The sequence below is a fragment of the Bacillus sp. TH19 genome (genome assembly GCF_016651075.1).
GTDB lineage: Bacteria > Bacillota > Bacilli > Bacillales > Bacillaceae_G > Bacillus_A > Bacillus_A mycoides.
In genome coordinates this window covers 62,860-75,117 of record NZ_JAEKEO010000001.1, presented here as the reverse complement: position 1 = coordinate 75,117, position 12,258 = coordinate 62,860, and the positions used below count along the sequence as shown (strand labels likewise).

The 12,258-nt window shown below is 35.4% G+C and carries 10 protein-coding genes and 3 pseudogenes; 7 read left to right on the top strand and 6 right to left on the bottom strand.

The annotated features are described in order from the left end of the window. Positions 1-99: 99 nt before the first annotated feature. Genes JFU54_RS00305 through JFU54_RS00295 form a run of 3 tightly spaced genes read left to right on the top strand, consistent with a single transcriptional unit; the run spans position 100 to position 2,200 of the window. Positions 100-420 (top strand): hypothetical protein, encoded by a 321-nt coding sequence (locus JFU54_RS00305; protein WP_002069793.1) that lies wholly within the window; start codon positions 100-102, stop codon positions 418-420. A 15-nt stretch (positions 421-435) separates the two neighbouring features. Beyond that, positions 436-1,602, top strand: coding sequence for an FtsK/SpoIIIE domain-containing protein (locus JFU54_RS00300; protein WP_151304109.1), 1,167 nt, complete (start codon positions 436-438; stop codon positions 1,600-1,602). A 22-nt stretch (positions 1,603-1,624) separates the two neighbouring features. Continuing rightward, complete coding sequence (locus JFU54_RS00295) at positions 1,625-2,200, top strand: replication-relaxation family protein (protein ID WP_078205614.1); 576 nt, start codon at positions 1,625-1,627, stop codon at positions 2,198-2,200. A gap of 445 nt (positions 2,201-2,645) precedes the next feature. Here JFU54_RS00295 and JFU54_RS00290 read toward each other — a convergent pair whose 3' ends face one another. The 3 genes and pseudogenes from JFU54_RS00290 to JFU54_RS00280 form a co-directional block, all read right to left on the bottom strand. Next, a complete protein-coding gene (locus JFU54_RS00290; RefSeq protein WP_201063433.1) occupies positions 2,646-3,758 on the bottom strand; it encodes an RNA-guided endonuclease TnpB family protein in 1,113 nt (370 codons plus the stop codon). A gap of 11 nt (positions 3,759-3,769) precedes the next feature. Continuing rightward, positions 3,770-4,168: an IS200/IS605 family transposase gene (tnpA, locus tag JFU54_RS00285; RefSeq protein WP_201038172.1), complete on the bottom strand. Its 399-nt coding sequence runs from the start codon at positions 4,166-4,168 to the stop codon at positions 3,770-3,772. A 150-nt stretch (positions 4,169-4,318) separates the two neighbouring features. Continuing rightward, a pseudogene (locus JFU54_RS00280) lies at positions 4,319-4,438 on the bottom strand (vancomycin resistance histidine kinase VanS); the annotation flags it as partial. A 218-nt stretch (positions 4,439-4,656) separates the two neighbouring features. On the opposite strand from JFU54_RS00280, the gene JFU54_RS00275 reads away from it, so the two are divergent. Continuing rightward, the gene (locus tag JFU54_RS00275; protein WP_078205998.1) at positions 4,657-5,304 is read left to right on the top strand and encodes a lysozyme family protein; all 648 of its coding nucleotides are present in this window, start codon (positions 4,657-4,659) and stop codon (positions 5,302-5,304) included. Between the two features lie 115 nt (positions 5,305-5,419). Here the strand turns inward: JFU54_RS00275 and tnpB are convergent. After that, positions 5,420-6,541, bottom strand: a pseudogene (gene tnpB / locus JFU54_RS00270) (IS200/IS605 family element RNA-guided endonuclease TnpB). Between the two features lie 292 nt (positions 6,542-6,833). On the opposite strand from tnpB, the gene JFU54_RS00265 reads away from it, so the two are divergent. Both JFU54_RS00265 and JFU54_RS00260 read left to right on the top strand, forming a co-directional pair. Then, positions 6,834-8,261, top strand: coding sequence for an ABC transporter permease (locus JFU54_RS00265; protein WP_201038171.1), 1,428 nt, complete (start codon positions 6,834-6,836; stop codon positions 8,259-8,261). 11 nt (positions 8,262-8,272) lie between these two features. Then, the gene (locus JFU54_RS00260; RefSeq protein ID WP_060751035.1) at positions 8,273-8,959 is read left to right on the top strand and encodes an ABC transporter ATP-binding protein; all 687 of its coding nucleotides are present in this window, start codon (positions 8,273-8,275) and stop codon (positions 8,957-8,959) included. Between the two features lie 275 nt (positions 8,960-9,234). Here JFU54_RS00260 and JFU54_RS00255 read toward each other — a convergent pair. Then, a pseudogene (locus JFU54_RS00255) lies at positions 9,235-9,473 on the bottom strand (SunI/YnzG family protein). A gap of 732 nt (positions 9,474-10,205) precedes the next feature. Next, positions 10,206-10,655 carry a MarR family winged helix-turn-helix transcriptional regulator gene (locus JFU54_RS00250; RefSeq protein ID WP_078205354.1) on the bottom strand — a complete coding sequence of 150 codons (450 nt, stop codon included), beginning with the start codon at positions 10,653-10,655 and terminating at the stop codon, positions 10,206-10,208. Positions 10,656-10,902: 247 nt separating this feature from the next. Here JFU54_RS00250 and JFU54_RS00245 point away from each other — a divergent pair, with 247 nt between their 5' ends. Next, the gene (locus JFU54_RS00245; protein ID WP_201063431.1) at positions 10,903-12,177 is read left to right on the top strand and encodes an alpha/beta hydrolase; all 1,275 of its coding nucleotides are present in this window, start codon (positions 10,903-10,905) and stop codon (positions 12,175-12,177) included. Positions 12,178-12,258 lie beyond the last annotated feature (81 nt).

The window sequence follows — 12,258 nt, the reverse complement described above, 5'->3', positions numbered from 1 at the left end:
TTATCAAGATTTCTACCAAGGTAAAACTACCACGGTATTAAGTAGATGAAGCTATGTAATATCTATATTCTAAATTCTGTTTATAAAGGGGGCATTTAAATGCGTGCTAGGAAAGAAACAATTCCTTTTCGCGAGTTTATGGATCGGTCATACAAAGATAAAGAAAAGAAAATACGTAAATACAATTCATTAAGTCCTTTCGCATTCCTTCATATGTCGGATCAGGTATTACATACTTACATTGCATTAGGAGTTATGGGAACGATTTTAATCGGAGCAGTCATGTTAGAAAAATACTTGGTGCGACATGACTATATATCGGCAGCTAAATTTGTAAGTGAAGGTATTTATCACGGAACGCGAATTGGTGGAGTTTGCTTGATTGGATATGTATTTGTTCGTATCGTAATCATGTTTTAAGGAGGGAAGGGAGTAATGGGGATTATAAAGGAGTGGCTTCGTACGCAAAGGTTAAGGAATCAGCTTATGGAGGTGTTCGGAAAAGCAGGTTTATATACGGAACATCAAACACGCGGGGGAAAAGTGCCTATTTATCCAAAGGTACATAATGTTTCTTCTTCAGCAGAAAGCGTGAGGTATGTTTTTACCATACCAAACGGATTAGATCCACAGAAGATTGAAAAGAAGTGGTTTTGTTTTCAGCAAATATTAGGACGGAATATTACGATTGAAGGTGATGTGAAAAGATTTGTCCTACATGTATTCCGTTCAAATGCTGGGCTAAAATCGTACAATTATTATTATAAAGAGTGGCAGCCACTATTAAAAGGTTACCGTTTACCTGTTGTGGTTGGCAGGGACCAATTCGGAAAAATGATTGCGTACGATATGATTGACTCCGATTCACCGCACTTATTAATTGCAGGGGAAACGGGAAGCGGGAAAAGTAGTATGGTACGTGTTGTACTATCCACACTCATTCAATATATGTCTCCTGATACGTTGCATTTGTATCTTGGAGATTTAAAAAACTCTGAATTTCATTTCTTGCGAAGAGTGAAGCATGTAAAAGAAGTTTGTATGGAAGAAATTGAAATGAAAATAATGCTTCAAAAGGTGTGGAAGGAAATTAGAGAACGAAGAAAACTTATGGAAGAATATGAGGTTGATCATATTGATGCCTACAACAAATTAAATCCAGATCATCAAAAACCATATATTCTACTTGCTATCGATGAAGTGGCTATGCTTAAAGATGAAAAAGAGTGTATGACTACAATTGAAAAGATTTCAGCAGTCGGTCGATCACTTGGAGTTTTTCTTATGCTTAGTATGCAGCGGCCAGATGCGAAAGTGTTAGATGGTAAGTTAAAACTAAATATGACCGTTAGAATCGGCTTTAAATGTGATAGTGCAATTAATAGTAATATCATGGGTACTCCTGGTTCAGAGCACTTAGAGCAATCTGGCCAAATGATTTTAAAACGAAATGGATTAAAGAAAGTGCAAGCTCCTTATTTGGAATTAAGTAAGGCGAAACAAATTGTTAAACCATATTGCACGTCTAAAGAGGAGAAAATACTTCAGAATTCATCGCAAGAAGAAATTCCGTTATTTGGGGTGTTAGATGATGAAGAGTAGAGATAAAGGAATTTTGAATGATTTGAAGCGATTTAGATGCATGTCCCGTGACGATATTATTGACTTGCATTTTCAAGGCTTAAAGAATGCGGTAACTTGCTGTAATACGGTTATGAAACGATTAAGAAGAGATGGCTATGTTGATGCGAATGTTTGGCAGCACCCATACATTTATTTTCCGCAACCGAGTTCTATCAGAAAGACAAGTCAAAAAACCCCTCATTTCCTTGGTATTGTGGACGTATACAAACAACTCGTTCATTATGAAAATCCTAAAATATTCAAAGTTGAACCAAAGTATGGGAAAGAATATATGGAGCCGGATGCTTTTACTATATGGCGTAGATCGCCATTCTTTATTGAAGTTCAAAAGTCAGTGTATAGTAAAAAGATAATGCAAGAAAAGATAAAGAGATATGAGTTATACTTTCATAGCCAAGAATGGCATAATGAATCTTGGCAACCGAAAACTTCTAAATTCTTTCCTTCAATCCTTATCATTACTGACAAACATTACGACGTTCAATCTTCTTATTTCCGTGTATTCCAGGCGAATTCTATAGAGAGTTTTATAAAAAATTTAGCGGTAAAATCATAAAGAAAGCCTGCATAGTGTAGAACTGTTTCTTTTCAATAATGTATTAAGTCATGTGTGATGATGATTGTTAGACGGCAATAAATGCGATGAGTAAATTTGAAGCAAGTTATGAAATAGTAAAAAAATGAAGAAAGTAATCCTTTAAATAATTTTTAATGGTTAAACGAATATCTCATTGTATAGCGCTAAGGGTGATAATATCTCAAGTATGAAATAATTAGTTATTTGTGATGGCTGATTCTCTTACGTGGAGGGTTAGCCGTTTTTTATTATATTTTATCTCTTAATTTTCTATATAAAGTATAGTGAACTACCCGCCACTTAACGTCCTAACGGACTGTTTGAAGTGGGGGCTTCTCGGTTAGTCGTTACTTTTGATAGCTAACGAATTCGTCCTAAGACAGCCGAGCTAACTCCCTTGTTCCAAAGGTTATTTTATTGTTATTTATGCTAACGCTAATAGGCGTATTGCTTCATTTTTGATATTGATAGCTGCGTTATAATCTCTATCGAGATTTACACCGCATATGCAAGAATAGACTCGTTCAGACAATGACATATTTTTTACATTTCCACAACTGCTACATGTTTTTGTGGAAGGAAACCATTTGTCTATTTTCACAAGTTGTTTTCCTTGTTCGTTTAGTTTATAAGCTAAGAAAGAAATGAATATACCCCACCCATTATCAGCGACACTTTTTCCAAAATGAAGTGCTTGCGACATTCCTTTCATGTTTAGGTCTTCAATAGCTACAACATCAAAATTAGCAGCTAAATTTTTAGACTTATGATGAAGGAAATTCTTACGTTGGTTAGCTACTTTCTCATGTAACTTAGCTACACGAATACGTTGTTTATTCCAACGCCCAGACCCTTTATTGCGTCTTGCTAATACTCGTTGTGCCTTTGCTAATTGGTCTAACATTTCACGATAGAACTTAGGATAATTGGCTTTCTCATCCTCAGAACTAACGTATAATCCATCCATCGCAAAGTCTAATCCAACAACTGTTTCTACTTCTTTTTGTACATTCTCTTTTTCGTATTCAGTCAAGATGGACACATAGTATTTACCAGTAGGTGTCATAGAAATCGTACATGACTTGATCATATGGTCTTGTGGTATTTCTCTATGCTGTTTGAAACGTACCATTTTCAGTTTTGGCAATTTGATATGACCATTAAGCAACATAATATTTCCGTTTACTACATTCGTTGTATAAGACTTTCTGTCTTTTTTACTTTTGAATGTCGGAAAGTCATTTTGACCACTAAAGAAATTCTTATAGGCAGTTTGCAAGTTTAGTTGAGCATTTGCCAAAGCTAATGAATCAACTTCTTTTAACCACTCAAATTCTGCTTTGTATTTCGCAGGAGTTGGAAGCTTTTGTTTCTTTAGTTGTTCCTTATCATCTTTGTATTTTTCGTACGCTTCTTTTCGTTCAGCTAACATTCTGTTATACACGAAACGTACACAACCGAAGGTTTTACGCATAAGATATGCTTGTTCTTCTGTTGGATACAAACGGAATTTATAGGCTTTATTATGCTTTGTCATATCATTTCACCTCACTTTTCACCTTGATTTTCAATATATTCATTTACTACGTCTATTGGCGAACCACCAGTAGTTAGTAAGCAAAAACTTTTTGACCAAAACATCTCTTTCCAAAGTTTCTTTTTCACTTGTGGAAAGTCTCTCTTGATTACTCGAGAACTTGCACTTTTATAAGCATTAATAAATTTTGTCATTTCTGTATTCGGATGTGCCTTGAACAAAATATGAACATGGTCTACATCATGATTCCACTCTACCAGTGTTATGTTGTAATTCTCGGATAACCTGACAAACATGTCTTTTGCATAGTTTGACATATCATCATCAAACACATTTCTTCTGAATTTTACGACCAACACAAGATGGTAATACAACAAGAATACTGAATGGTTATTGCTGTCTAATTTCATTGATATACCAACCTTTGCGCTTTATAAGACTGATTATATCAGAGGCAAAATAAAAAGCAAAGCCTTTTGGCTACGCCAAACCGAAATTCATCTCCCACCTACCGCTGGGCTACGCCCTTCATGCGCTTGAGGAAGGAGAATTCTTTCGAGGAATTCGTTAAAAAGATAGGGTAAATCTTCTTCTAAAATGATATCTCCAAAACTAATAACTTGTACGATAACCTCTCGCTTATCACTATATCCATTCATATCAACAAGTTGTCCCACATATTTGTTTGTACCAATACCTTTTTAAAGTACGCTAAAAAATGCCCTTTATCTTAACTTTATCTTATCTTTACCTTATCTTTAAATTTTTATATTAAACTTTAAACCTTAAAGAATTGATGTTTCAGTCTAAAAAGGAGCGGGGGATAGATGGTCACTACATATTTTATAAATAACCAATTGCCATTGAAAAATAGAATTTCTTATACGAGGAGGAATATATGAAGAATACGAGTAAAATACGAATTATTATATTATTATTTATTAGTATTTTAGGTTTAGGAACAATGCTTGGAATACTATATTTTAATCATAAAACCAATGTTCATAAAAATAAAGTGCTTGCTACCGAAAAACGTTTATTGCAATATGAGCCTACCTTGAAAAAAGAATTAGAAAAATATGATTTAGGAGGGAAAACTGCAGTTTTGTTAGGAATTATGTACCAAGAGAGTAGAGGTGAGGGCAACGACCCTATGCAGTCTTCTGAGTCACTTGGATTAAGGCCAAATGAACTTCAAGAGATAAGCCTGAGTATTAAACAAGGGGTAAAACACTTTGCTCAAATGTACAAATATGGAACGGAAAAAGATGTTAGCATGGATACAATTATTCAAAGCTATAATATGGGACCAGGGTATATTGATTTTATTGCCAGCCAAGAAGATAAACAACACTCGGAAGATTCGGCTAAAAAGTTTTCTAAGATGAAAGTTGATCAAAATCCAGAGATGTACACTTGTGGTGGAAATCAAAATAATTTTAGGTATCCATATTGTTATGGTGATTTCACATATGCATCAAAGGTGAATGAAAAAATAAAACTTATTCAAGAACGTCTTCGAAATGTACATGACTCTTCTAAATAAGCTGTAGAATTAAATATTATGATACCGTCAGTTATCAACATTGAACTACCCCCATTTTTACTTCGTTTAGAAGAGGGGGATTCCTAAGTAAAGAGTTCTATCGAACTCTAATTTATTAGGCTAGCTCCACAGTCCTTGCGGTTAGAAGCCTTATCGCTTCATTCTTTAGATGGATACTTGCGTTAATATCCCTATCATGATGTGTATGACAAGAAGGGCAACCCCATTTGCGTAGGTTTAGATTTTTAACGTCTTTGTTTTGATATCCACAACAAGAACATAATTGGCTTGAAGCAAATGTTTTCGATACGACAATGATTTGTTTGCCGTACCATTTCGCTTTATATTCCAACATGGTTCGAAACTGTGACCATGATACCTCACTAATCGCTTTTGCTAACTTATGATTCTTTAACATATTCGATACTTGCAAATCTTCTATACCGATAACATCGTGGTTTTTGATGATTTCAGTTGAGATTTTGTCCAAGTAATCTTTTCTGGCATTTGCCATGTATTCATGAATTCTAGCTACCTTTACTCGTTGTTTATTCCAGCGAGAAGATCCATTCATTCTTCTAGAAAGAACACGCTGTGCTTTTACCAACTTCTCTTCTAACGATCGAAAAAACTTTGGATTTTTATAGATTGTTCCATCTGACAAAATGGCGAAATCTTTTAGTCCCACATCCATTCCAATGTAAGAATTTGTTTTCGGAAGTTCTTGCACTTCTGTTTCAACTAACAATGACACAAAGTATTTGCCAGAAGGGTTTCGTCTAACTGTAGCATTTAAAATACGTCCCTTTACTTCACGACTTTTGGCAAATCGAACAAGACCGAGTTTTGGCAATTTCATTTTGTTTCCTACAACGGCAATGTTTTCATTTGTTTGTTTTGTGGTGTAAGATTGTACGTTGTTTTTCTTAGATTTGAAATGCGGGGCACTGTTTTGTTTTTTGAAAAAGCGTGTATAAGCATCCGCAAGGTTGCGAACAGACGACTGAATCGCAATACTATCCACTTCTTTTAGCCAAACAAACTATTTCTTCATGGCAGGAAGTTTGGCAGACCATGTACCATATGTCAAACCTTTTCCTGTTTCTTTGTATGCATTATCCCATAGAGATAGGAAATGATTGAATACAAAACGAGAACAGCCAATTGTTTTATTGATTAGGTTCGCTTGTGCTTTATTTGGATAGATACGAAATTTATATGCTTTATTGATTATCATTCGTTTCACCCCCCATTTCGATATGTGTCTATTATACAACAAACGTATATTCGATAGGTAGTGAAGTAACAGTTTATGTATGTCGAACAATTAAGATGGCTTCCTGCCATCCCTTGTCCGAAGCAAATTCATCTCCCACCTACTCACTTCGCATTCCTGGAGGAAGGAGTCTTCTTGGCTAAAATGATAAATACACATAAACTCCTTATATCTCCAGATAAACTATGGAATAGCTCCATACAAACTCCAGATAGCGTATATACAATAACAACTATCAAGGAGGTTAGGAAAAATGAATTTTATAAAACGCGCAATTCTCAGTATGAGAAAAAGAATAGGAACATCATTAATTTTGATGGCAGTCTTCCTGATTGTTACAAATTTAGTGCTGGCAGGATTCACAATCCAAAATGCATCAAAAAAAGCTGCTGATGCAGCAAGAAAAAAACTGGGTGCTGATGTTACTTTAGGTCTTGATTTTGATAAATTAGGAAAACAAGCAAGGGAAACTGGAGAAGCGCCTAATCCGCCGCAGCTCAATACAAAAGAAACAGATCAATTAGCGAAGTCCAAGCATGTAAAAGACTATAATTATATAACCCATAATTTCGGAATTGCAGATGGATTTAAATTAGTAGGAGTTTCAGAAGGCGAAGGAGAAGGAAAAGGAAATGCTAGAGTGGCAACGGCGGGAGGATCAGGTTCAGGTACAGAAATAGATATGAATTCTTCTCTTATGATAGAAGGAGTTCGCAAGACTTTATTACAAGAAAGCTTTGAAAATGGAAAAAATAAAATCGTTGATGGAAAACCAATTACAGAACAGATGCAAGATCAGAATGTAGCTTTAATGGAAAAACGATTAGCGGAACAAAACAATTTGAAAGTAGGAGATAAAGTTAAAGTTCAATCAGGGGATAAAAAGGAAACTCTTGAAATTGAAATTATTGGTATTTACGAAACGAATGAGCAACCAATGGGTCAAAATCCCCCTCCTATGATGAATCCAGCTAATAAACTATATATGCCTTACTCTACTTTAAAAAAATTAGAAGTAGATGAAGGTATGAGTAGTATTCAAGTTGTGTACTTATTGAACGACCCACAATACATTGATGCATTTAAAAAAGAAGCAAAAAAATCTGATATTGATTTTAATTATTTTAAGTTAGATGCACATGATTCATTGTACAAACAAATGATTGGTCCTATCGAAAATATCGCTTCTACGTCTCAAATGATTATCTATATGGTATCTATTGCAGGTGCGATTATCTTAGGATTAATCATTATGTTATCGATTAAAGCACGTCGTAAGGAAATGGGGATTTTATTGTCCATTGGAGAGAAAAAATGGAAACTGATGGCGCAGTTCGTAGTAGAAGTAGTATGTATTGCTATTTTAGCATTTGGATTATCCATAACAACAGGAGCTAAAGTTTCTCAATTCGTAGGAAATAACTTACTTTCGAGTGAAATTGCTACAGCAAGTGAAGAAACAGACACCTCACAAAATAGTACTGTAATGGTGGCTGGACCTGGTGGTAGTCTACAAGACCAAAAAAAGGAGCCAATTGATAAAATTGATGTAAGTGTAACGGGAGAGGATGTAGGGAAAATGGGGGGAATTGGACTAGCTATTGCTATATTAGCAACGCTTCTTCCAGCATTATCTATTCTACGCTTAAATCCAAAACAAATTCTTTTAAAAGATGAATAAGGAGGCTCGATATGGAGACGATTTTACAATTTAAAAACTTAGATTATTATTATGAAAGTAATGGGAAAAAAGTAACGATACTAGATAATGTTAATTTTTCTTTTCAAAAAGGGCATTTTTACACGATTTTAGGGCCCTCTGGATCTGGAAAAACCACAACTCTTAGCTTAGGTTGTGGGCTGGACATACCTAAAAACGGTTATGTACTATATAATGGCAAGGATATTCGAAAAATTGGTTTGGATCGATACCGTAATCAAAATGTATCTGTAATTTTCCAATCGTATAATTTGATTACCTATATGACCGCTCTTCAGAATGTACTAACGGCAATGGAAATTACAGGTGTGAAGGTACAAAATAAAAAAGCAAGAGCATTAGAATTATTAGAGAAGGTAGGACTCACAGAAGTAGAAGCGAAACGAAATGTCTTGCAACTAAGTGGCGGGCAACAACAGCGTGTAGCAATTGCTAGGGCACTATCTTGCAATGTCGATTTATTGATTGCTGATGAACCAACAGGAAACCTTGATGGAGAAACAGCAAAAGAGATTATTGAGTTGTTTCAAGAGCTTGCTCATCAAGAGAATAAATGTGTAATTGTTGTTACGCATTCACAAGAAGTTGCAAAAAAATCGGATCGAGCAGTGTATTTAAGTAAAAAGAAGTTAGTAGTAAACGAAATTAATAATAGCTAAGAAAAAAGCTACTTTCGTTCTTAATTCACATAATTTTCAAAATTAAAATCTATGGATGTTAATATTTGTTATATAATATATTTGTCAAAGCATTACCCCTGTAGTTTCTATGATGAATCTGTAAGATAGTTTGTTTGTCCCGTATATTCACCTGAAACTAAAAAGAACTTGTAGAGATTCCTACAAGTTCTTTTTGTTTTAAGGGTTAAATGTGGATTTGAAATAAAGTTACGATTTTTTGAAGAGGGAAAGTAAATGGGTTCTGTTGCAAAAGTTTAGCTTAGTTTTAAACACTGTGCAACAGAACATAGATAAGTATACTTTATGATTTTAATTAAACTACGATCAGTTGTCCCGTATGCTGTTCCAATTCGGAATACTTCTGCTTTTTCAACACCAGCATACGTATTATCTTCGGTTACCTCAATAATTTCACTCAATGGAATACAAACCTTTGCTAATTGCAATATAATTAGTAATTTTTCTTCTATGTTTTTACATCAATACCTAGCACTTTACCAAAACCTTACCATATTTAAATTACAAATTGATTATCTAGTTATATAAATTGATTAATTAAAAAACAAACTTTTTGCGCTCTTAAATTCAATTTTCAGGTTCTTTAAGCAACAAAGCATCCTTCGAAAAAGGGAAGAAAGATAGTACTGGGGCAATGGTAAACTGTAAGGGAAGAATCGTATAAGTGGGGGGAGTTCAAATGAATAGGAATTGGAGCGATTTTATCGATTTCTAACAAAAGACTCCTTTCTTAAAAATGTGAAGGTGTAAAACGTCAATTTTAAGTGGGGGATGCATGTCGGTTGGTGTAAGCCAAAATGTTTTTTACCATATACTTGTACAGATTGATCTTTGAAAACTGAAGATATGAGGTTGGTTGCAGAAAATTCGTTGCAATCGTAAAATTTTCAACGTCCTATCGTCCCGCGCTTGCCGAAATTGCGAAAATCAAGCTAAAGTAGGAAGCGTGGTGAGGCAACGTAAAAGACACTTCAGTTCCCACCATAGGAACTACGGACGGATCCTGCTAACATAACTGGTGGATACACCGATGTTCACAGAAATCTCCCACTTCAAAAAGGCCGCAAAGTCGTTAAGTGGGAGTAGTTCAAAATCTTACAGTTATATTTGAGTATTCAGCCCATTTTTCAATTTTGCTGGTGATATATTGCTTAACTTAATGGCGATGGAGTTAGTTCTAAGAACCTAAGAAAGCTTTAGAATACTATTATAGTTGATCAAGCACATGAACTAGGCACCTAATTATTTCAGAAGATTTCTCGATTTGTTCTGCATCAAAATCTGAAAGGTTCGCATTAAGAATATGTTTTAGTTTTTCCTCCCTTTCTAAATGACAATTTAAACCACTAGGCGTAAGCCGGACTTTGACAACTCTCCGGTCGTTATTTGAACGAACACGCTCAACGTAGCCTGCTTGTTGTAATCCATTGATTAATTGAGTAATACCAGCGGCGGTAGTTTCTGCTCGATCAGCTAATTCTTTGACTGATAATTCGCCTTCTTCAGCTAATACTTTAAGAGTTCGAGCATGGACCATTGAAACTGCTCCTAATGTACGAGTAGCTCGCCCTCTTAAACGTCCATCGGCTGCAGTCAGACTATATATAGCATGACTAAGTTCGTCTATTGCATTTATCTTATTTATAGAATTTGTCATAATATCACCATTTTCTTATTAACTAAGTACTTAATTATATGGAGTTAACAATAACATATGGAAAAGAGTAGAGTCAAATTAAGTATAGATTTGCTGTTCTTTTCCAAGCAATAGTATATCTACTTATTTTGAATCCTAAATAAAACGACTTAGTTTATAGACTTGACAAAAGTAGATAGTATACTTCATCATATTAATTAAGTACTTAATCATTAAGTACTTAATTATATTGTAAAGGATGATTATTATGACTCAACGTTCACAATCTCAAGGATGGGCTTTAGATATAGCTCTTGCACTTGGTGGGTTTGATGCTTTGCACCCTGAAGCAAAGGCAACTATGGAACAGTTAGGACACGACCACACTGATTTTGATAAAGTATTTTCTCAAGTAAAGAGTGGAGCAATGATACCAAAAGCATGGGCCACGGTTGCTGCTCAAGCTCAAGAACGAGCAAAACATTATGAACAAAAAGGATTTACAGTTACTGCCCGTGATTTGTATCAGCGAGCTGCTGTTATGTGGGGACGTGCACAATATTCATATTTTAATGATGATCCACGAAAGTTAGCGTTTCGAGAGCGTTGTAACGAATGTGTGGCAGCTATTTCGTCACTTGGAGGGGGAACGGTACAACGTATAGTATTAGAATTTGAAGGCAAACAGATATATGCACTATTTCATTTACCTTCAGGTGAAATTCGTAATGCACCAGCAGTAATATTAGGCCCAGGTATGGATATGATTAAGGAAGACTATATACAGATTGCGCAACGCTATTATACGTCTCGTGGTATCGTAGCTCTATCAATTGAAGGACCAGGTCAAGGTGAATCTGTATCAGGAGGTCTAAAAGTTGATTTGACTAATTACGAACGCGCCGTTAGTTGTTATATCGATTTTCTATCCAAACGACCTGAGGTTGATTCAAATCGGATTGGATTTTTTGGTATCAGTATGAGTGGGTATTGGGGGATGCGCGCTGCTGCGAGTGATAATCGTATAAACGCTATAGCAACCTTTGAAGGTGTATATGGCGAATTTGATACCATCTTCAACCGAGCACAGCCGAGTTTCAAAGCAAACTTTATGTACATGTCTGGCTACACTGATGAGGTTGCCTTTGAAAACGAGCTGAGTAGCCAGATGAACCTATGGAAATTGGCTCCAAAGATTACTTGTCCAGTCTTCATGGGTATAGGAGAATTTGATGAACTAACCCGTTTGGAAGAAGCATTAAGTCTTTATGAGCTTGTAGAAGCACCAAAGGAGCTGCGCGTCTACGAGAATGAATTCCATCCGCTTGGTGGAGTAGCTGCAGAAATTTTCCGTTTTGGTGCAGAATGGGTAGAACTTGCACTTGAAGGGAACTTTAAAAATGATTATGATGAACGTTATTACATGCATCGTGATGGCGGTGTCACCGAGGGGACTGCATTTCCAACTTATTGGCTTGGTGCTCAGCCGGCTGAAATTAAAGCACGTAAAAAATGTAACACATTAAACGCTTGTAAGAGTTAACAAATGTACACCGATTCAAAAAAGGATCTGCAGTAAGTAGCAGATCCTTTTTTGTTGTGTATCTATTATTTAATTGCTGTT